This is a genomic window from Sphingomonas psychrotolerans (assembly GCF_002796605.1).
Taxonomy (GTDB): domain Bacteria; phylum Pseudomonadota; class Alphaproteobacteria; order Sphingomonadales; family Sphingomonadaceae; genus Sphingomonas; species Sphingomonas psychrotolerans.
Window position 1 is genome coordinate 4,406,899 of the sequence record NZ_CP024923.1, and the last position, 21,107, is coordinate 4,428,005.

The 21,107-nt window shown below is 65.1% G+C and carries 11 protein-coding genes and 1 riboswitch; of the genes, 5 read left to right on the forward strand and 6 right to left on the reverse strand.

The window, feature by feature from the left end; translation table 11 throughout:
* Positions 1 to 20: 20 nt before the first annotated feature.
* The 5 genes from CVN68_RS20055 to CVN68_RS20075 form a co-directional block, all read right to left on the reverse strand.
* Entirely contained in the window at positions 21 to 773 is a 753-nt protein-coding gene (locus CVN68_RS20055; protein ID WP_100283760.1) for an SDR family NAD(P)-dependent oxidoreductase, read from the reverse strand.
* Positions 770 to 2,116: an MFS transporter gene (locus CVN68_RS20060; RefSeq protein WP_199560147.1), complete on the reverse strand. Its 1,347-nt coding sequence runs from the start codon at positions 2,114 to 2,116 to the stop codon at positions 770 to 772. The genes CVN68_RS20055 and CVN68_RS20060 overlap by 4 nt, the downstream gene beginning before the upstream one ends.
* Positions 2,071 to 4,269, reverse strand: coding sequence for an alginate lyase family protein (locus tag CVN68_RS20065; protein ID WP_100283762.1), 2,199 nt, complete (start codon positions 4,267 to 4,269; stop codon positions 2,071 to 2,073). The genes CVN68_RS20060 and CVN68_RS20065 overlap by 46 nt, the downstream gene beginning before the upstream one ends.
* Before the next feature lie 476 nt (positions 4,270 to 4,745).
* Positions 4,746 to 5,015, reverse strand: coding sequence for a helix-turn-helix domain-containing protein (locus tag CVN68_RS20070; protein ID WP_233503451.1), 270 nt, complete (start codon positions 5,013 to 5,015; stop codon positions 4,746 to 4,748).
* Positions 5,016 to 5,210: 195 nt separating this feature from the next.
* Positions 5,211 to 5,705 (reverse strand): gluconokinase, encoded by a 495-nt coding sequence (locus CVN68_RS20075; protein ID WP_100284564.1) that lies wholly within the window; start codon positions 5,703 to 5,705, stop codon positions 5,211 to 5,213.
* 217 nt (positions 5,706 to 5,922) lie between these two features.
* Between CVN68_RS20075 and CVN68_RS20080 the strand changes: the two genes are divergently transcribed.
* The 3 genes from CVN68_RS20080 to CVN68_RS20090 all read left to right on the forward strand — a co-directional run bounded on the left by CVN68_RS20080 (position 5,923) and on the right by CVN68_RS20090 (position 15,149).
* Positions 5,923 to 8,949 carry a glycosyl hydrolase family 28-related protein gene (locus CVN68_RS20080; protein WP_100283763.1) on the forward strand — a complete coding sequence of 1,009 codons (3,027 nt, stop codon included), beginning with the start codon at positions 5,923 to 5,925 and terminating at the stop codon, positions 8,947 to 8,949.
* 101 nt (positions 8,950 to 9,050) lie between these two features.
* Positions 9,051 to 12,032 carry a TonB-dependent receptor plug domain-containing protein gene (locus tag CVN68_RS20085; protein ID WP_100283764.1) on the forward strand — a complete coding sequence of 994 codons (2,982 nt, stop codon included), beginning with the start codon at positions 9,051 to 9,053 and terminating at the stop codon, positions 12,030 to 12,032.
* 75 nt (positions 12,033 to 12,107) lie between these two features.
* Entirely contained in the window at positions 12,108 to 15,149 is a 3,042-nt protein-coding gene (locus tag CVN68_RS20090; RefSeq protein WP_100283765.1) for a glycosyl hydrolase family 28-related protein, read from the forward strand.
* Between the two features lie 9 nt (positions 15,150 to 15,158).
* On the opposite strand, the gene CVN68_RS20095 is transcribed toward CVN68_RS20090, so the two are convergent.
* Positions 15,159 to 16,214: a threonine aldolase family protein gene (locus CVN68_RS20095; RefSeq protein ID WP_100283766.1), complete on the reverse strand. Its 1,056-nt coding sequence runs from the start codon at positions 16,212 to 16,214 to the stop codon at positions 15,159 to 15,161.
* A gap of 57 nt (positions 16,215 to 16,271) precedes the next feature.
* A riboswitch (SAM-I-IV-variant riboswitch) is annotated at positions 16,272 to 16,381 on the reverse strand.
* A gap of 237 nt (positions 16,382 to 16,618) precedes the next feature.
* Here CVN68_RS20095 and CVN68_RS20100 point away from each other — a divergent pair.
* Both CVN68_RS20100 and CVN68_RS20105 read left to right on the forward strand, forming a co-directional pair.
* On the forward strand, positions 16,619 to 19,582 hold the full coding sequence (locus tag CVN68_RS20100; protein ID WP_158298983.1) for a TonB-dependent receptor: 2,964 nt from the start codon (positions 16,619 to 16,621) through the stop codon (positions 19,580 to 19,582).
* Positions 19,583 to 19,589: 7 nt separating this feature from the next.
* Positions 19,590 to 21,035 (forward strand): polysaccharide lyase 6 family protein, encoded by a 1,446-nt coding sequence (locus tag CVN68_RS20105; protein WP_100283768.1) that lies wholly within the window; start codon positions 19,590 to 19,592, stop codon positions 21,033 to 21,035.
* Positions 21,036 to 21,107: the final 72 nt, after the last annotated feature.

The following is a 21,107-nucleotide window of genomic DNA, read 5'->3' on the forward strand; positions in this document are numbered from 1 at the left end:
GGTCGCGGCCTTCGTCCTGCTCAGGAGAAAGCGAGGCCGCCATTGATGTCGAGATTGACTCCGGTCAGGAACGCGGAGTCGTTCGATGCGAGGAAGACGACTGCCGAGGCGACTTCGTCCGGATGGCCCTCGCGGCGCAGCGGCGTGTTGCCCGCGACTGCCTTGCGGCCCTCGGGCTTCGAGAAGATGTCGTGGAAGCTCGTGCCGATCAGGCCCGGGCACAGCGCGTTGACGCGGATGCCCTGCGGACCGAGCTCCTTGGCGAGGCTGCGGGTGAAGCTCATCAGAGCGCCCTTGGCAGTGGCGTAGATCGACGCGCCCGGTCCGCCGCCGTCGCGACCGGCGAGCGAGGAGAGGTTCACGATCGCGCTGCCTTCGCCGAGGTGCGGCAGCACTGCCTTGGTGACGAGGAAGGCGGATTTGAGGTTCAATTCCATGACATGGTCGAAGAACGCTTCGTCCATCTCGGCCAGCGTCTTGCGCGCAACCATGCCGCCCGCGACGTTGACCAGCACGTCGACGCGGTGGCCGAAGGCGGCGACGCTCTCGGCGATCAGCTTCGCCACGTCGTCGGCCTTGGTCACGTCGGCCTGAACGAGGACCGCAGTGCCGCCGGCGGCCTTGATCTCGGCGACGGTCGCCTGCGCGGCTTCCGCGTCGCTGCGATAGTTCACCACCACCCTGGCGCCTTCGGCTGCCAGCTGCAGCGAAACCGACTTGCCGATGTCACGCCCGCCGCCGGTTACGATGGCGACCTTGTCCTTCAATTTCATGCTGATTCCTGTTGGTTGCCGATAGAGGGGGCGCCGTCGGTCCGCGGAACACCGCGGCCGAGCAGCAGGATGGCGAGCAGCGAAAGCGGCACGATCGCCGCGGCGAGCGCGAAGATCGGGGCGTAGCTGTGCTGGGTCATTACGGGCACCAGCCACGTCGTGATGAGCGTGCCGGCCACTGCCGCAGTACCGCTGATGCCGGCGAGGCTGCCGACGGCACCGCCGGCGAAATAGTCGCCCGGCATGGTCTGGATATTGTTGATCGCCACCTGGAAGCCGAACAGGATCACCGCGATCAGCAGCACGGCGGTGAGCGGATCCGAGGCACGGGCAGTGAGCAGCAGCGCCGGCAGCATGATCGCGCAGCCGATCGCGATGGCGAGTTTCCGCGCGCCGAGTGCGGTCCAGCCCTGCGAGATCAGCTTGCCCGAGAACCAGCCGCCGCCGAGGCTTCCCAGCATCGCGCCGACGAACGGCACCCAGCCGAACATGCCGATCTGTTTGACGTCGAAGCCGAAGGTTTCGGCGAGATAGATCGGCAGCCACGACACGAACAGCCACCAGACGGGATCGAGAAAGAAGCGCGCGATCAGGATCGCCCAGCTCTGGCGATAGCGCAGCAGCGCCAGCATGCCGGGAGCGGGCGCTGCGTCGGCTACGCCGTCAGCGGCGGCGGGGCGGGCGGCAATGTGCGCGCGCTCTTCGTCGCCGAGCCACGGGTGGCGATCGGGATCGCCGCGATAGAGCCAGAACCACGGCACCAGCCACAGGAAGCCGAGCACGCCGATCAGCAGGAAGGTGGTCCGCCAGCCGAACGCGCCATAGAGCGCGGCAACTGCGGGTGCGGCGATGATCGCGCCGATCGCCGCGCCCGAATTGAAGATGCCCTGCGCGAAGGCGCGTTCCTGTGGCGGGAACCACAAGGCGTTGGCCTTGACCGCACCCGGCCAATTGCCCGCCTCGCTGACACCAAGGGTGGCGCGCAGGAAGGTGAGCGACGCGAGCGAACGGACAAAGGCGTGGAGGCCGATCGAGATCGACCAGATCGCGATCGACAGGACGAAACCCATCTTCGTCCCGATCCGGTCGATCAGCTTGCCGAACAGCGACTGGCCAACGGCATAAGCGATCATGAATACCGTCACGAGCAGCGCGTAATCGGACTTGTCCGCGCCGACGTCCTTCGAGACGGCGGGCCACATCACTGCCAACGCATTGCGATCGATATAGTTGATGACGGTGGCGCAGGCGATCAGCGCGATCACCAGCCAGCGAAGGCCCTTGACCTTGCCCATGCTCATCTGCCCTTGGGCGTGTCGAAGCGGGCGAAATGGCCGTTCCATTCGAGCTTCCTGCCATCCAGCGTGGCGCTGTGTGCGGCATTGGCATCGGCCGACGAAGCGATGGCGAGCGTGACGCGGCCACCGTCGGCCAGATCGATCGTGATCAGGTCGGCGTCGGCGGTGCGGACATGCGCGAGGCGCCTGATCCGGCTGTTGCTCGCAATCGTCTTCTCTTCGCCGGCGTCGTAATTGCCGTGCGGCTCGAGCACGCCGACGAACCGGGTGTTCGCCACGCCGGTGACGCGCTGGATCAGCATCGGCTCGCGGCGCAGATTGAAGCGCGGATCGTTGGCGCCGCTCTCGCCGAGGATCACGCTCGAACCTTCTGGAGGCAGCATCCGCCAGGTGTAGAAGCGGTTGTCGTTGATCCAGGTGACCGTGGCATTGTCCGCATTCGGAGTGCCGGTCGCGTCGACCCAGATGTGCTGATAGCCCGCCGCCTTGCCCAGCACCGGCCGTTCGGTCGCGTTCGACTGGAGCGGAAAGCCGATCGCAGTGATCTGGCCGGAATAATGGAGCGGCAAGTCATAAGTGGCGGGTTTGTCGCCGGTCACGTCGAGCAAGTCGACGACCAGCGGGCTCTCGCTGCCCTCGACCGGCAGCTGAACCAGGGTGCGGCGATAGCGCACGCCCGGATATGCGCCGATCATCTCGGCGGTGCTGACGGTGGCGCTCGCGTCGCTCGACCAGAAGAGTTGCCTGGGCGCTAGCTTGTTGCCGGCCTTCCACTTGCCGCCGAAATTGCTCGTCTCGTTCACAACCAGGGTGTTGTGCGCGACGGTCTGCTTCGCCCAGCTCTCGTTTTCCTTGAGGTAGCGCCCGCCGTCCTTGCTCTCGACGTTGAGGAAGCGCGCGGCGCCGTAATCGGTCACGATCGCGTGGCCGTTGTCGTAGAGGATCCACGACAATTTATCGAAATGGCCATGGCCCATGCCCATCGCGGCGTTCTTGGCGACGAGCACCTGGTCCTTGTCGCCCGGACCCGAGCGCATGATCGCGAGGCCGCCGCGATCGCCATCGGGGCCGTCGCTCAGGAATTGCGAGGCGAAGGGGAAAGGCTTTGCCTTGCCACCCGCCAGATCGCGCGCGACCGCGAGGCCGTCGGGGGTGAGGGTGGTGCGGCCCTGCCACCCGGCGATCGACAGCAAAGCCGGATCCCTTGTGACTTCATAGCCGATCGCCACCGCCTGATAGAGCTCGTCGGTGCGCAGGCTCTTGTCCGGCATCGCGTCGTTCAACGGGAAGAAATAGCCGTCATAGGTCGTCTGGATCGACGTGCGGATTGCCTTGAGCAACACCCCGTCGCGGTGCTTGAAGATCTGCCGGTTCGGCTCGTTCGCCTCGATGAAGCGCGCGAACAGCACGAAGGGCAGCATTGCGTAGCGCTGGTAATAGGGGCCCTCGACATAATAGCCGTCGGGCGAGAAGAGCTGGTCGATCTGGGCGAGGAAGCCGAATTTGCCATCGCCCTTGAGGCCCTTGAGCGCGACATTGACGAGGTCCGGTTCGCGCAGCGTGTAGCCGATCATGCCGACCGCGGCGCAGGCCCAGGTCGCATGGTTGTGGATCTGGTCGAACTCGTCTGCCTGGCCGGTCGACAGGAAGCGCGCCATCGGGTGGAAGACCCCGGAGTCGATCGTTGCGCGGTCAGTCTCGCTCAGCGTCTCACGGATTGCGTCATAGCCCTGCACGGCATAGACCGCCCAGACCGAGTCGTTGAGGCTCTGCCAGAACAGCCGGCCCGGCCGCTGGTCGCTCGCCGCGGGATGGTTGGCGAGCGTCGGATAGAGCCTGGCGTAATCGAGCAGCATCGCACGCGCATAATCGGCGTAGCGTTTCTCGCCAGTGATCCGGAACAGCAGCCCGGCGCCGTAGATCGCGGTGTAATTTCGTTTGTGCTGCTCGTGGGTGTAGCCGCCGCCCGGATCCCTGGGCACCGGCACTACGATCCCGGCCCGAATCGCCTTGTCGACTTCCTTGCGAACACGCGTCTGCTCGGCAGCGAACAGGGGGTAAGCGGTCGCCTGCTTGGCGGTTGCCGCCATTTCGGCCGCGCGAAATAGCGTGGGCTGGGTGCCCGGCGCAGTCTGCGTGCGGGCGGGCGCGGCTGCGAACAGCGCGGTGCCGGCAAGGAAGAGTGGGATACGAGTCATTTGATGCTTCCGGGAAGCGGCGAGGGTCGAAACTATCCATAGTCGCAAGGCCCGGCTCCTCTCACATTGCTCGGCTCTCTTGGCCGATAGTAGTGGACTATCAGTCGATCAAGGAATGTGCAAGCCAATCAAGATACCAATTGCACAGACCAATATCCTCCATAGGCATAGTTATTCGGTCTCTGCGGCGAGAAAGGCATCGTCGCGCATATTCGAGTGTTGGCGCAGGTCGGCTGAAGCCTGAGATGGAAGTGCTTGCGGGCGATGGCGCAGCGCTGCTTGCGCCTGGCGTGCGCCGAGATGCCGTCGCGCTATGCTGCCTGGGCTGTCGGCCAGGCGGTCTATATCAGCGAGGCGCAGCGGGCGAGGTTGCAGCGCTCAGGTCCAACCTTGCGCCTCGAGCCATCTAAGCGAGTGGCGAGCGGGGTGACCGGGCAGCGGCTCGCAGCGAAGCCGCGCCCGGCAACGACATTATATCAAGGCCGCGACCAGCCGAAGCTTCCGGCCGCGATCGCTGCCTGGGTGCGGTTGCGGACGTTCAGCTTGCGCATCAGGGCAGTCATGTGGACTTTCACCGTCGCCTCGGCGATCCCGAGTTCATAGGCGATCTGCTTGTTGAGCAGGCCCGAATGGACGCAGCGCAACACCTCCATCTGCGTCGGTGTGAGGCGCGGCGGTGCGCAGGGAGGCTTGGAGATCCTCCGCTCGTGATCGAGATTGTCATGCAAATTGGTCGCTGCATGCATCTTGCCTCTCCTGTTCGCGATCCCGTTCGCGGCGAGGATCCGGCTCAGGCCGGAAACGCCACAGGATTCGTTACCGCTAACACTAGAAGAATCAGTTAGACAGGTTCAAGCGATAAATCGCCGCCAGCGTTGTCAGGGGGTGAGAAAAGCGCGAAATCCCGCCGTATTCAGACAATGTCTCCGAGGAAAACCTGTCTAACAGATTTTGCCGTCGGCCAGTCGTGCCAGAACCGCGTCGCGCAGAGCCTGCGGGGAATCCTCCGTCACAAGGGTGATGGCGGCCTCGTCGGCGAGCGGTGGTTCCAACGTGGCGAGCTGGCTGTCGAGAAGGCTGACAGGCATGAAATGCGCTGCGCGGTCCGCCAGACGCTCCAGCAATCGATTCCGGTCGTTCTCCAGCAAGACGAACCGCACCGGCAGGCCGATCGTCGTTCGCAAGCGATCCCGATAGCATCTGCGCAGCGCCGAGCAGGCGGCTACCGCCATGCCATGATCCGCGGCCGATCGGGCGGTCGCCTCGCCGAGCCGCGCCAGCCACGGCCAGCGATCCTCGTCGGTCAGCGGCTGGCCGCCGCGCATCTTGGCGACCGCTTCGCGCGCGTGGAAATCGTCGCCCTCGAGAAACGGGCAGCCCAGCGCTTCGGCGAGCAAGGTGCCCAAGGTCGATTTCCCGCACCCGCTCACGCCCATGACGATGAGGGCGAAGGGCGGGGCGGGAATCACGGATGGCGGCAAATCGGACGTCCCGGGAAATCAGGTTGTGCCCATCGGGCCCGCGCCGCGGGCAATGCCGCGACGCTCCAGTGCTTTTGGGTCGCCGCCTGCGCGCTGGAAACTACGACCTTGGTCGCACGTGCCTTGGATCGGGTGCCGGGTTAGCCAGCGGGATCGAGAGGCGAAGGCGAGGATGAACATGCGTAGCGTTCTGGCTGTACTGCTCCTCACGGCTGCATCGATCTCGCCGGATCTGGCCGCGGCGCAAGGCGTCTCGGTCTTCCCGACCGCGCCTGCCGAACCCGGTGCCATCACCGTCAAGGCGAAGGGCGACGGCAAAGCGGACGACAGCGATGCGCTTCAGCAAGCGCTCGACCGGGCGCGGGGCAAGACCGGCCACGGCATGGTTTTCCTGCCATCGGGCAGATACCGTATCACCCGCACCTTGGTCGTCCCCGCGGGTGTCCGTGTCTATGGCGTGGGAAAAACCCGTCCGGTGATCCAGCTGGGCGCCGACACGCCGGGCTTCCAGCAGGGCGTGTCGACGATGATCGTGTTCGGCGGCGACGATCAATACCAGGTCGGCAAGGTCCCGGTGCCGGTGCCGACGATCGTGCCGCGCGACAAGGTGGTGCGCGACGCCAACTCCGGCACTTTCTATTCGTCGATGCGCAATGTCGACATCGAGATCGGCGAGGGGAACCCCGCGGCCGCCGGCGTGCGCTTCCGCATGGCCCAGCATGCCTTTCTGAGCGACATGGAATTCCGCTTGGGCACCGCTTTTGCGGGGGTCTACCAGGCGGGCAATGTCATCGAGAACGTCCATTTCAAGGGCGGGCGCTACGGCATCGTCACCGAGAAGACCTCACCTGCGTGGCAATTCACTTTGCTCGATTCGACCTTCGACGGGCAAAGCGACGCGGCCATCCGCGAGCATGAAGTCGATCTGACGCTGGTCAATGTCGCGATCCGCAATACCCCGGTGGGGATCGAAATCGACCGCGGCTATGGCGACTCGCTGTGGGGCAAGGACGTCCGCTTCGAGAAGGTCAGCCGCGCGGCGGTAGTCATCTCGAACGAGAACAACGTCTTCACCCAAATAGGGTTCGAGAACGCGCTCGCGGTCGACAGCCCGGTGTTCGCGCGGTTCCGCGACAGCGGGCGCACCGTCGGCGGCAAGGGCAAGGCCTATAAGGTTGCCTCCTTCTCCTACGGCCTCGTCGTTCCCGAGCTCGGGCAGATGGGCCATTATGCGACCGAGGCGGATATCCAGCCGCTGCGGGCGATGCCGGCCCGGCGCGCTCCCGCGCTCCGCGCGCTCCCCGATATGGCGAACTGGGTCGACGTGCGCACCCTCGGCGTCGTCGGCGACGGGCAGGCGGATGACACTGCCGCGATCCAGCGCGCGATCGACACCCGGCGCGTCCTCTATTTCCCGGCGGGCTTCTACAAGGTGACCGACAGCCTCAAGCTTCGGCCCGACACGGTGTTGATCGGGCTGCATCCGGCGATGGCCCAGCTCTATTTCCCCGACGGCAATCCGCGCCATGCCGGACTCGGCGCGGTGCTGCCGATCCTCGAGACTCCGCGCGGCGGCGACAATATCCTCTCCGGCCTCGGCCTGTTCACCGGGCGGGTGAACCCGCGCGCATCCGCATTGCTGTGGCGTTCGGGCGAGCACAGCCTCGTCGAGGACGTCAAGATCATGGGCGGCGGCGGCACCCCGACCGCGGACGGCAAGCCCTTGGGCACGCTGATGGCGCGCAGCGGCGATCCGGTGTCCGACGGGCGGATGGATGCGCAATATCCGAGCATCTGGGTCACCGACGGCGGCGGCGGCACTTTCGCCGATGTGTGGAGCCCCAACACCTTCGCCTCGGCGGGCTTTACCGTCACTAACACCAGCACGCCCGGCCATGTCTACGAAATGTCGGTCGAACATCACGCCCGCAACGAGTTCGTGCTCGACAATGTCCAGAACTGGGAATTCCTCGCGCCGCAGACCGAGCAGGAGGTGGGCGACGGACCCAATGCGGTGGGGCTCGAGATCCGCAACTCGCGCAACCTGCTCTTCGCCAATTATCACGGCTATCGCGTGACGCGCAGCTATGCCCCGGCACGCAGCGCGGTGAAATTGTTCAACTCAAGCGACATCCGCTTCCGCAACGTCCATGTGAACGCCGAGAGCGGCTATGCCAGCTGCGACGACGAGGGCTGCGGGACCTTCCTGCGCGCGAGCAAATACCCGTTCGACAATGCGATCGAGGACGTGTCGCGGGGGCTGGCGGTGCGCGAGCGCGAGTTCGCCAGGCTCGATATCGGCCCGGCGGAGCGGAGCATCGCGACGGCGGCGAGCGCGACGAAAGTCGATAAGGTCGCGGAGGGTTTCTGGTCGATCTCCGGCGCCGCAGTCGACGCGCAGGGTGCGCTGTACTTCATCGACCGGCGCTTCCAGCGGATCCATCGCTGGAGTGAAGCGAAGGGGCTGGAGATCGTCCGCGATCATGCGCTCGATCCGGTCAATCTCGCTGTCGATGCCTCAGGACACCTCCTCGTGCTCTCGTCGCTCGGACCCAAGGGGGCGGTCTATTCGCTCGACCCGGCCGGGCCGCCCGACCAGCTGAAGTTGATCGAGCCGACGCCGGTGCGCGCCGCTGCCGGAGGCAAGACGTTGTTGCCGGTCAATTGGTGGCAGAATGGCGAATTTCGCGACCAGCTCGATCATCAAAGCTATGCGTTCACCACGCTCGCCGAGATGTTCGCCCGCGAGGTCGGCACGCCCAGGCCGCAGGAATATGTCTCGCCCGACGGCAGCCTCGCGCTTCCCGCGTTTCGCGTCTGGCAGCAGGGGCCGACCGATCATGTCGGCTGGCGCTGGTCGAACGGGCTCAACGCCAACGGGCTGGTGAGCGGGCGGCAGGGCGAGCGGTTGTTCGTCACCAACGGATCGGAAAACGTCACCTATAGCGGTACGATCGGACCCGGCGGGACCTTGGTCGACCTCAAGCCCTTTGCCAATCGCGGCGGCGAGAGCGTGGCGGTCGACGACCAAGGCCGGGTCTATGTCGCGAACGGGCAGGTGTTCGTCTACGCCGCCGACGGCAAGGAAGCGGGGCGAATCGACGTTCCCGAGCGGCCGCTGCAGATCCTGTTCGGCGGTCCGGACCGGCGGACCTTGTTCATTCTCACCCATCACGCGCTCTACGCCGCGCGGCCCTGAGCCGGGCGCTACGACCTTTGTCGTACGTGCGGCGGAGCAACGCGGGGGATACCGTTCGACCAAAGAACGAGAACCAAAATACTCTTGGAGGGGTAGGACTTATGAAGGGGATTTTCGCACTCCATCGGCAGCGCTACGGCGTCAGCCTGACCGCGCTGGTCACCATGGCGCTGGCGAGTGCCGCGCACGCGCAGACGACGCCGGCGCCGCAGGAGGAGGAGCCCGCTCCGCAGGTCGAAGCGACGCCCGACGCGGCGCCCGAACGGGAGGGCGATATCGTCGTCACCGGCTCGCGCATCATCGCCAGCGGATTCACCGCGCCGACGCCGACGACGATCATCGGCGAGGAACAGATCGCCGCCAACGCCCAGCCCAACATCTTCAACACGATCGCGCAATTGCCGTCGCTGCAGGGTTCGACCGGCACCTCGACGGGGACGTTCAGCACCTCGAGCGGCCAGCAGGGGCTGAGCTCCTTCTCGCTGCGCGGTCTCGGCGCGATCCGCACGCTCACCTTGCTCGACGGCCAGCGCGTCGTCGGCGCCAACGTCACCGGCGTGCCGGACATCAGCATGTTTCCGCAATTGCTGGTCAAGCGCGTCGACGTGGTCAACGGCGGCGCTTCGGCGACCTATGGCTCGGACGCAGTCGGCGGGGTGGTCAACTTCATCACCGATACGCGCTTCAAGGGCTTCAAGGGCAATGTGCAGGGCGGCGTCACCACCTATGGCGACAATGAGCAGATCCTCGCCCAGGCTGCCTGGGGCACTTCGCTGGCCGGTGACAGGCTGCACCTGATCGTGAGCGGTGAATACGCCCATGACGGTGGCGTCGGTCCCGGCGATTTCGGCACCGATCTCGCCGGCAAGCGCGACTGGTATCGCGCTTCCACGCTGCTCAATACCGGGCAGACCAACAACGGATCGCCACAATTCGTCTACAGCGATTTTGCCCAGCCTTACCAATATGCGCGCTACGGCCTGATCAACAACGGCCCGCTCCAGGGCATCGCGTTCGACGTGAACGGGGCGCCCTATAATTTCAATTATGGGTCGAACGGCGCGCCGCTGGGCAATGGCCGCGTGTCGAATTGCTTTCCCGGCAACAGCTTCTGCGTCGGCGGCGACCTGTCGGGCGCGCCCGGCTCAGGCGCGTCGCTGGTCTCCGAGCTCCAGCGCGTCAACGGCTTCGGCCGGATCGGCTTCGATTTCGCCCCGAACAACGAAGTCTATCTGACGGTCAACGTCGCGCAGGTGAAGACCAACAACCAGCCGAGCCCCGGATACAACCGGCCCAATCTCACCGTGCAGTGCGCCAATCCGTTCCTGCCGCAGCTGGTGCGCGATCGCTGCACCACGGCGGGGATCACCAGCTTCAATTTCGGGACGAGCAACGGGGCATTTCCCGATACGAGAGTCTATACCGATCGGCGCCAATATCGTTTCGTCGGCGGCCTCAAGGGCCGGTTCGACGTGGGCGGCGGAGAGTGGAACTATGATGCCTATTACGAGCACGGCACCACCACTTCCCATATCGACGTCAACAACATCGTCCTGCAGAACCGCTATGTCGCCGCAACCAACGCAATCACGCTGAACGGCGCGATCGTCTGCGCCGACGCGGCGGCGCGCGCCGCGGGATGTCAGCCGATCAACGTGTTCGGCGGCTTCACGCCGTCTGTCGCGGCGCTGGCCTACGTCATGCCCCAGAACGGGCCGATGCAGCGCACCCGGCTCACCCAGGATGTCGCCAGCGTCAATTTCTCGGGCAATCTGCTCGATCTCTGGGCGGGGCCGCTCTCACTGGCCTTTGGCGGCGAGTATCGCCACGAATTCTACAGCGTGCACGGCGATCCCTATGGCGCCGGCGTCAGCACGCTCAGCCCCAACAGCGACGCCTATCCGGCGGATCCGCTGCTCAACGCGCCCTTGGGCAGCAACTGGGCGGCCGGCAACTACAAGAACGGCCGCGGCGCGTATGACGTGTATGAAGGTTCGGCGGAGTTCAATCTGCCGCTGTTCGATGGCGGCGGGGCGGGCAAGGCCAACCTCAACGGCGCCGCCCGCGTGACGCATTACAGCACCTCAGGAACCGTCTGGGCGTGGAAGATCGGTGGCACCTGGGATACCCCGCTCGATGGCTTCCGCCTGCGCGCGGTGACGTCGCGCGACGTCCGCGCGCCCAATCTGTCGGAGCTGTTCGCCGCGCCGACCGTGACGACATTGCCGAACTTCGCCAATCCGTTCCCCCCCGCCGGCGCAGTGCAGGCGTTCCAGAACACGGTCGGCAATCCCAACCTCAAGCCCGAGATCGCGCGCAACACCGAAGTCGGCGTCGCGCTCGCCAACCCGTCCTGGTTACCCGGCCTCAGCCTGTCGTTCGACTATTACACCATCAAGCTCGACAGTGTGGTCTCGACATTGTCGGCCGACCAGATCGTCCGCTTCTGCTTCGAGGGCAACCAGGCCTTCTGCGGCGGGTTCGTGCTAAACAGCCCGGTCCAGGGCGGCAATTTCATCAACGTCCAGCCGTTCAATCTCGCCTCATGGAAGACCAGCGGGTTCGATATCGAGGCGAGCTATCGCTGGACCCAGCCGCTGGGTCTGCCGGGCAGCTTCACGCTGCGCGCGCTGGGCACCAATATCCGCGAGTTCATCGTCAAGGCGGGCATCGCCGGCGTGGACCCCGTCGACCAGGCGGGTGCCAACAGCGGCAACACCCCCGACTGGAAGTGGCTGGCGATCCAGAGCTACGAGAACGACGCTTTCAGCCTGACCGTTCAGGAGCGCTGGTTCTCGGATGGCGTGTACGGCAACCAATATGTCGTCTGCAGCTCGGGCTGCCCGGCATCGACCGGCAACCACCCGACGATCGACCGCAATCGCATGGAGGGCGCCTTCTACGTCGATGTCGGCGGCTCGTACAATGTGACGTCGAGCATCAAGGCCTATTTCAAGGTCGACAATCTGTTCGACCACGATCCCGCGCCGTCGCCGCAGACCAATACCGGGCTCGACGTCAATCCGGCGCTCTACGACACGGTCGGGCGCACCTATCGTGCCGGCGTCCGCTTCAACTTCTAGTCGCAACCCACCTCCCGTGGGAACTCGTCCCGGCCTCACGGCCGGGACCCTTTTTCGTTCCGGAGCAAGCGCCTCATGTACCAGCGGCTGATCGGGGCTTGCGCAGCGTTGCTGGCGCTTCTTGCGGTCCAGCCGGCGACCGCGTCGCAATCGGTCTATACCCGCGCGCCCGCAGAGCCGGGCGCAATCAACGTGGCCGGCGTCGGCGATGGCCGCACAGATGACAGCGCCGCGATCCAGCAGGCGATCGACAAGGCGGCGGACAAAGGCGGGGGCGGCATCGTCTTCCTGCCCGAGGGCACGTACCGCATCACCCGCACGCTCTATCTCTGGCCCGGCGTGCGCATCTTCGGAATCGGCGAAAAGCGCCCCGTCATTTTGCTGGGAGCCGCTACCCCGGGGTTCCAGCGCGGGGTCGCGCATATGCTGACCTTCGCCGGTGCGCGCCCGGGCGCCGGTCCCGCGCAGCGCGGCCCGGTCGCGTTCCCGCCGGCGGGCAGCGTTCCGTTCAACAAAAACGTGCCCGATGCCAATTCGGGGACCTTCTATTCCGCCCTTGGCAACATCGACTTCCGCATCCTCGACGGCAATCAAGCGGCGACCGCGATCCGCTTCCATGCCGCGCAGCATAGCTTCGTCAGCCATGCCGATTTCGATATCGGCTCCGGCCTGGCGGGACTCTATCACGTTGCCAACCATGCCGAGGATCTGCATTTCCGCGGCGGTCGCTATGGCATTCTCGCCGAGAAGACCTCACCCGCCTGGCCCTTCGCATTGGTCGATTCAACCTTCGAGGGGCAGCGCGACGCCGCGATCCGCGAACACGAAGCCGGACTGACTCTGGTCAACGTCGCCTTCCGCAACGTGCCCGTCGGGATCGAGATCGACCGCGGCTATGGCGATTGGCTGTGGGGACAGGATGTGCGCTTCGAAAATGTCTCGAAGGCGGCCGTGATCATCTCCAACGAGAACAACGTCTACACCCAGGTCGGCTTCCAGAACGTGCTGGCCGCCAACACGCCGGTGTTCGCGCGCTTCCGCGACAGCGGGAAGACGGTGAAGGGCGTCGCCGCGGCCTACAAGGTCGCGTCGTTCAGCTACGGACTGACGCTCCCGGGCGTGGGGCAGATGGGCACGTTCAAGACCGGGATGCGGGCCGAGCGCATCGCGGAGCTGCCGGCGCCGTCTCCACCGGTGATCCGCCCGCTGCCGCCGGTCTCCGAATGGGTCAGCGTCCGGAGCATGGGTGCCAAAGGCGACGACAAGACCGACGATACCGCCGCGATCCAGAAGGCGATCGACAGCCACCGCGTCGTCTATCTGCCGACCGGCTTCTACCGGGTCAGCGATACGCTGCGCCTGCGCCCCGATACGGTGCTGCTCGGGCTGCACCCCGGCCTGACCCAGATCGTGCTGCCGGATGGAACCGCCGGCTATCAGGGGATCGGTTCACCAAAGGCCTTGATCGAAAGCGCCCGTGGCGGCGAGGCGATCGTTGCCGGCCTCGGCCTCGACACCAATGGCGCCAATCCGCGCTCGACGGCCTTGCTGTGGATGGCGGGCGTGCGTTCGTTGGTCAACGACGTCAAGTTCCAGGGCGGCCACGGCACTAACCGATACGATGGCAGCCGGGTCAATCCCTACAATAACAACGCCACCGCGGACCCCGATACGGCGCGGCGCTGGGACGGCCAATATGCCAGCCTGTGGGTGACCGCCGGCGGCGGTGGCACTTTCGCCAATATCTGGAGCCCGAGCACCTTCGCGCATCCCGGCATCCTGATCTCGGACACGCAGACGCCCGGGCGGATCATTCAGGCCTCGGTCGAGCATCATGTCCGTACCGAGATCGGGCTCAATCGGGTCGCCAATTGGGAATTGCTCGCGGCGCAGACCGAGGGTGAGGCGGGAGAGAGCGGCGACGCCGTGGCGCTCGAGATCCGCGATTCGCGCAACATCCTGATCGCCAATTTCCACGGCTATCGCGTCACCCGCACTCGCAAGGCCGCGCCCGCGGCTGTGACAATCTACAACTCGCACGACATCCGATTCCGCAATGTCCACGTAAACGGCGAGAGCGGGCTCGCTACCTGCGACGAAAATGGCTGTGCGACCTTCCTGCGCCTGACCAAATTCCCGTTCGAGAACGCGATACGTGATGTTTCGCACGGTCTGGATGTGCGCGAGCGTGAATTCGCCGTGCTGGATGTGCCCGCGACGCGGGGCCCCACAAAGCCCGCCACACTCGGGAGCGGAAAGCTCGAAAAGCTCGCCGGCGACTTCCATTCGATCGGCGGCGGCGCGGTGGATGCGCAGGGCAAGCTCTACTTCATCGATCGCTTCTTCCGGCGCATCTGGAGCTGGTCGGACGCGGGCCGGCTGGAACTGGTGCGCGATGCCGCGCTCGATCCGGTCAATCTGACCGTGGATCGGTCCGGAAATCTGCTGGTGCTGTCCTCCTTCGGGCGGAACGGCACCGTCTACAGCTTTCGGCCCGGCGCGCCGGACACGGAGCTGACGGTGATACCGGCGACTCCGTCCGCCGGGCGAACCGACACTGCGCTGGTGCTGCCGGTCAACTGGTGGAACAATGGCGAGTTCAAGGACCAGCTCGATCCCGAGACCTATCAATTCACGACGCTGGCGGAGATGTTTGCCCGCGATGTGGCAGTGCCCAAGACGCGCGAATATGTGTCGCCGGACGGTAGCATTGCTCTGCCGGCGTCGCGCGTGTTCCAGCAGGGGCCGCCGGATCACCGCGGATTGCGCTTCTCGGATTCGCTCGACAGCTATGGGTTCATCCAGGCCCGGCCCGGCGAGCCTGTCTTCGTGACGAACGGCTCCGAGAACCGCACTTATAGCGGCGTGGTTGGCGCGAGTGGCGAGATCACCAACCTGACGCCCTTTGCGGAGCGGGGCGGGGAGGGGGTCGTCGCCGACAGGCAGGGCCGGGTCTATGTCGCGAATGGGCAGATCTTCGTCTTCGCGCCCGACGGGCGGCAGCTCGGGCGCATCGATGTGCCCGAGCGCCCGCTGCAACTCGTCCTCGGCGGCGGCGACCGGCAGACATTGTTCATTCTGACGCACCACACGCTGTACGCACTCGATTTGCGTTGAGCCGCGCCGCTAGGCGGCGGCTTGTTGCGCAAACGTGCTGCCGGCCCGGATGTCGGCCGCCAATGCGTCGACCCGCGCAGGCGCCGTGTCCCAGGCGAACATGAAGCGGGCGCCGCCGCCGATGAAAGTGTAGAATCGCCAGCCCTGCGCGCGCAGATATTCGAGCAACGCCTCGGGTGCGCGGAGGAAAACCGCGTTCCCTTCCACCGGGAACATCGGCTCGACGTCCGCCACCTCGATGATCGCGTCGGCCAGCCGGGTGGCGCAGCGATTGGCGTGCCGGGCGTTGCGCAGCCACGCGCCGTTTTCGAGCATCCCCACCCAGGGCGCGGCGAGGAAGCGCATCTTCGAGGCGAGCTGGCCAGCCTGCTTGCAGCGATAGTCGAAATCCTGCGCAAGTGCCGGGTCGAAGAACAGGATCGCCTCGCCCACTGCCATCCCGTTCTTGGTGCCGCCAAAGCAGAGCACATCGACTCCGGCGCGCCACGTCACGTCGGCGGGCTCGCAGCCAAGATGGGCGCAGGCGTGCGCGAAGCGCGCGCCGTCCATGTGGAGCTTGAGGCCGAGCTCCCGACAAACGGCCGAGATCGCCTGGATTTCGGCGATCGTGTAGACTTGCCCCGTCTCGGTCGGCTGAGTGATCGTCACGACGCGCGGCTTTGGGAAATGGATGTCGGATCGACCGGTGGCGAGGTCGCGTATCGCCTGTGGGGTGAGCTTGCCGTCCGCCGTGCTCGCGACGAGGAGCTTGGAACCGTTCGAGAAGAATTCGGGCGCGCCGCATTCGTCGGTCTCGACATGTGCGGAGGACGAGCAGATCACGCTGTGATAGGATTGGCACAGTGACGCGAGCGCCAGCGAGTTTGCCGCCGTGCCGTTGAAGGCGAAGAAAACTTCGCAATCCTTGTCGAACAATTTGCGGAAGGCGTCGGCGGCCCGCTGGGTCCAGTCGTCCTCCCCATAAGCCGGGGCGTGGCCGACATTGGCGCTCTCCATCGCGGCCCATGCCTCGGGGCAGATTCCGGCATAATTGTCGCTGGCGAATTGCTGGGATTCGTGGGTCACGCTGTGCTCTCTGTTACTGGTTACGACACCAGGAGGCTTCGCGACGCGTGGCTCAGTTGGATACCCGAGGGTTGCCACTAAGGCCACATCCTTGCGCATATCACGCAAGCACCACCTTGCCCGGGAGCAGGTTGGTGTCGGGCGCCGCCCGACTCTTGATGCATGTCGGTCAGCTAGCGTCCGATCGCGCGCGTGGCAAGCGGCCTCGCTTCGTGTGTTGGCAGGGCGCGCAGGCGCGGCAAACGAGCATGCCGAAATCGCGCATGGGATTAGTGTATACCAATTTCATCATACCAATTTGCTAACCAAAGCCTGCGCTAATCAAGCGGTATGGTTGACAATTAATGTATACCAGATATTCTTCCCTGCAAGGATCAACAGGTCCAGGCACTCGGGAGGATGCAATGAACATGAGGCGTACCGCCAGGCCGGGACCCCGCTGGCTATCACCGACGGCAGGTGCCGTGTCGCTGCTGATCGCAGCCTCGCCCATGGCGCTCGCGCAGGCCCAGACAGCGTCGCAGGGCGCCGATGCCGCAGTCGAGGCCGAAGCGCAGACCACCGAGGACGCGATCATAGTCACCGGCGTTCGTGCTTCGATCCAGTCGTCGATCCAGCAGAAGCGCAACGAGACGATCATCTCCGATTCGCTTTCGGCCGCGGACATCGATGGCCTCCCGGCGACCAATCTGGGCGATGCGATCGCGACGATCCCGGGCGCCACGACGCATCGCGAGAAGGGTGCCGCCTCGGAGATCGCCGTGGGTGGCCTCGGGCCGTTCCTCAGCAGCATCAACGTCAACGGGCGCGAGACGACCACCGGCAACGGCAAACGCTCGGTCAATTTCTATTTGTTCCCGTCCGAGCTGATCAATTCGGTGGCGGTCAACAAGACCCAGCGCGCCGATCTGATCGAAGGCGGCACCGCAGGCACGATCGATTCGCGCACACTCAAGCCGCTCGACAAGGCGAAACGCCAGATCACGCTGAGCGCACGCGGCATCCTGACCGGTTACGATCACAAGCTCGACGATCCGGCCGGGCTCGGTGTGCGGCTGACCGGCAGCTATGTCGACCAGTTCGATCTCGGCGCGGCGGGCGAGCTCGGCGTGATCTTCGGGGTGCAGTATCAGCGCAGCAATTCGCCCGAGGAATTGCTCGGCGGTGGCACGACGTGGAACGCATGCCGCGGCGACCTGACCTATACCGCGACCCAGACCTGCACCGCGATCACGCCGCAGACCTATGGCAGCGCCGCGGTGCCGGCGAGCACCCCCTATTACTTCGCGACGACCAGCCGCAACAACATCCAGTTCCAGACCGCCGACGAGCGGGTGGCATGGATCGGCGGGCTGCAATGGAAGTCGCCGACGGGCGTCGAGGTCAATTTCGATGTCGAGCTTTCGGACTACAGCTTCAACGAGACCCGGCAGATCTTCGGCCTGTCGGAGACCACGCGGGGCATGCAGAACCTCGTGTTCGGGTCCGATCACATCCTGCAATCCTATACCGGCAACAGCTATGGCGAAGTGACGCCGACTTACCGCGTTCAGGACGAGACCTATCGCGGCGGCGGTATCAACGTCTCGGTCCCGGTCACCGAGACCTTCCGGATCAGTGCCGATGCCTCGCTGTCGCGGACCCGCCGCGAGCGGATGGACCGTTCGGTGCGGCTGCGTAGCAACGCCACCGATATCGATGGGGCGGTGGTGTCCGGCGTCACCACCGGCGCGAGCGGCGGCCGAATCCCGTACAGCTTCGAGAATTTCCGCGACGGCACCCAATCGGTCCTGCTCAATTCGGCGTTCGGCGTGACCGACCCGGACAATTTCAGCGCCGCCGCGCGCGTCCGTCGCGACGACCAGACCCGCTGGCACGAGAACGAGGCCGGCCGGCTCGACATGCATTGGACGCCCGAGAGCGGCTGGCTGCGCGCGCTCGATTTCGGCGGCCGCCTGTCGGAAATGCGCTATCGCAGCGTGGAATCCGATCGGCGCGAGTATAACTTCAACGTCGCGAACACCGCTTCGACATTCAACGGCAATCCGGGCACCTACACTGTGCTGCTTTCGACCATGGCGGTGGCGAACCGCGCCTGCCGGGTCGATTTCCCGCAGAGCAGCTATCTCTCGGGCGACCGCGATAACGCAGTCAACAATTGGGCGAGCTTCGATCCGGTCTGCCTGATGCAGCAATTCATCGGCACCGAGGATCCCGGGCTCAGCGCCGACACCCGCGGCATTGGCAACCGCAATGTCGAGGAGGACACCAAGGCCGCTTATATCATGGCCAGCTTCGGCAGCGATATGGTCAGCGGCAATGTCGGTCTGCGCTATGTCTCGACCGACGTGATCTCGCGCGGGCTGCGCGGCGGGTTCAACGTTTTGAACAATGGCAACGGCACGGTCAGCCTCGTCTCGAACGGCCAGTTCGATCAACTGGTCGACACCTATGGCTATGATAAATGGCTGCCCAGCCTGAACCTGTCGTTCGACGCGTCGGACAAGTTCAAGATACGGGCAGCGGTGTCGCGTTCGATGACCAAACCCGATCCGGCGGCGCTCGCCAATGGCCGCACCTTCGCGCTCGACGCGTCGCAGACTTCGTTCCCCGATGTGCGCTCGGCGATCGCGTCGATCACCGCCTCGGGTAATCCGCGCAGCAACCCGCTGATGTCGTGGAACTACGATCTGTCGTTCGAATATTATCTCAACCGCGACTCGGTCTTCTCGCTCCGCCTGTTCCACAAGACCTTCCAGGGCGGCTTCGTGAACGTGCTGCAGGACGAAAGCTACACGATCGGAGGGCAGACCTTCACCGTGCCGGTGACCGTGCTCCAGTCGAGCAACGAGACCAACAGGATCGACGGGTTCGAGGTGTCGGCCAGCTATCGCGCATCGTTCCTGCCCAGTCCGCTCAACGGTCTCGGCTTCCGCGGCAGCTGGGCCTATGCCGACAGCGATTACGAGCAGGAGGATCTGCGGCTGGGCGATCAGGTCAATCCGGCTACCGGGCAGGCCTATGAAGGGCTGGTCGATCCGGTCGGCATCTTCGGCATGTCGAAGCACGTCGTCACTGCTGCGCCCTATTTCCAGTCGGGCGGGTTCGAGATCTCGGCGATCTACAAGTTCCGCTCGGCTTATTATCAGCAGTTCGTCGGCGATCCCTCGCAGAACCGGATGGTGCGTGACGAGGGGACGGTGGATCTCAACCTGCGCTATCGGCTGAACAGGAACCTCGTGCTCCAGTTCCAGGGGACCAACATCACCGATACACCGCGTTACCAAGACATGCCGATCCTCGGCAGCTTCCGCGAGGCGAGCTATTATGGTCCGACCTATTTTCTCGGCGCGACGCTCCAGTTCTGATGCGGGAATGTTGAAAACCACCTTCGCGCCGCTGGCGTTGAGCGCCCTCGTGGCGGCGACTCCGGCTGCGGCCCGCGATATCCTGGTCCGCGATCAGGCCGGGTTTGTCGCCGCCGCGGCGACACTCACGCCTGGCGACACGCTTGTGCTGGCCGACGGGGAGTGGCGTGACTTCGCGGTGAAGCTGGTAGGCGAGGGGACGGCGGCGCGACCGATCACGCTGACCGCACAGCATGCCGGCAAAGTGATCCTTACCGGGCGCTCCAGCCTCGCGGTCGCGGGCACGCATCTCGTGGTGTCGAACCTCGTCTTCCGAAACGGCTTCGCTTCGGGCGACGAGGTGGTCGCCACGCGCGTCGGCAAACGCTGGGCCGAGCATGTCCGGCTTACCGGGATCGTCATCGATCGCTTCAGCAACCCGGACCGGCGGCTCAAGGATCACTGGGTCGCGCTCTATGGCCGCGACATCCGCGTCGATCATTCGCATTTCGAGGGCAAGGCGAACGCCGGGGCGATGCTGGTGGTGGTGCGCGAGGGCAAGGTGCCGCTCGATAACCGCATCATTATCGACCATAATTATTTCGGGCCGCGCCCGGTGCTCGGCTCGAACGGCGGCGAGACGATCCGGATCGGCACCAGCACCGAATCGATGAGCGATTCAAACAGCGTGGTCGAAGACAATGTCTTCGAGCGCTGTGACGGCGAGGTCGAGATCGTCTCGGTCAAATCGGGCGGCAACATCATTCGCCGCAATGTTTTCCTCGCGTCGCAGGGTGCGGTGGTGTTGCGCCACGGCAACGGCAATCTGGTCGAGCGCAACGTTTTTCTCGGCGAGGGCCTGCCGCACACCGGCGGCGTGCGCGTGATCAACGAGCGGCAGATCGTACGGGACAATTACATGGAGGGGCTGGGCGGAATCGGCTTCACCAGCGCCATCACAGTGATGAATGGCGTGCCCAACTCACCGATCAACCGCTATTTGCCGGTCAAGGAGGCGGTGATCGAGCGCAACACGATCATCGAGGCGGCGCGGATCACGTTGGGTGCCGGCGCGAACGAAGAGCGCTCGCAGGCACCGCAGGCGACTCGCTTCGCGGACAATCTGATCGTCAATCGCGATGGCAAGAGCCCGTTCCGCGCCGAAGCCGGCCTGGCCGGCATTGCCTTCACCGGCAATATCGCTTCGAGCGCGCCGAAAGTCCCGGGCGTCGCCGTCGCGCGCCGCGAGGTTACGCTCCAGCGCGCGCCGAACGGCCTGCTCTATCCGGTCGGCCTGGCGGCCGGCGCGTCGCGTGATCTGAAGCCGATCGCACGCGAGGCGACCGGTGTCTCGTGGCATCCCAAGCCCGCAACCACGCGTGTCTCGTTCGGGGGCGGCCCATCGAATACTCCGCTTCCACAGATGCCCAAACGGTTGAGCGTTGCCGCGGCACACTTCCTCGCAGGGCCTTGAACTCCTTGGCGTTTGGTCTATATTTACTGGGTACGGCGTCGTGTCCCCCCTTTCACGAAGCCGTGCGGCACG

Bases quoted from the DNA above. Each gene is read 5' to 3' on its own strand.
- CVN68_RS20055 (WP_100283760.1), bottom strand. From the start codon at position 773: ATGAAATTGAAGGACAAGGTCGCCATCGTAACCGGCGGCGGGCGTGAC.
- CVN68_RS20060 (WP_199560147.1), bottom strand. From the start codon at position 2,116: ATGGAACGGCCATTTCGCCCGCTTCGACACGCCCAAGGGCAGATGAGC.
- CVN68_RS20065 (WP_100283762.1), bottom strand. From the start codon at position 4,269: ATGACTCGTATCCCACTCTTCCTTGCCGGCACCGCGCTGTTCGCAGCC.
- CVN68_RS20070 (WP_233503451.1), bottom strand. From the start codon at position 5,015: ATGCATGCAGCGACCAATTTGCATGACAATCTCGATCACGAGCGGAGG.
- CVN68_RS20075 (WP_100284564.1), bottom strand. From the start codon at position 5,705: ATGGGCGTGAGCGGGTGCGGGAAATCGACCTTGGGCACCTTGCTCGCC.
- CVN68_RS20080 (WP_100283763.1), top strand. From the start codon at position 5,923: ATGAACATGCGTAGCGTTCTGGCTGTACTGCTCCTCACGGCTGCATCG.
- CVN68_RS20085 (WP_100283764.1), top strand. From the start codon at position 9,051: ATGAAGGGGATTTTCGCACTCCATCGGCAGCGCTACGGCGTCAGCCTG.
- CVN68_RS20090 (WP_100283765.1), top strand. From the start codon at position 12,108: ATGTACCAGCGGCTGATCGGGGCTTGCGCAGCGTTGCTGGCGCTTCTT.
- CVN68_RS20100 (WP_158298983.1), top strand. From the start codon at position 16,619: ATGAACATGAGGCGTACCGCCAGGCCGGGACCCCGCTGGCTATCACCG.
- CVN68_RS20105 (WP_100283768.1), top strand. From the start codon at position 19,590: ATGTTGAAAACCACCTTCGCGCCGCTGGCGTTGAGCGCCCTCGTGGCG.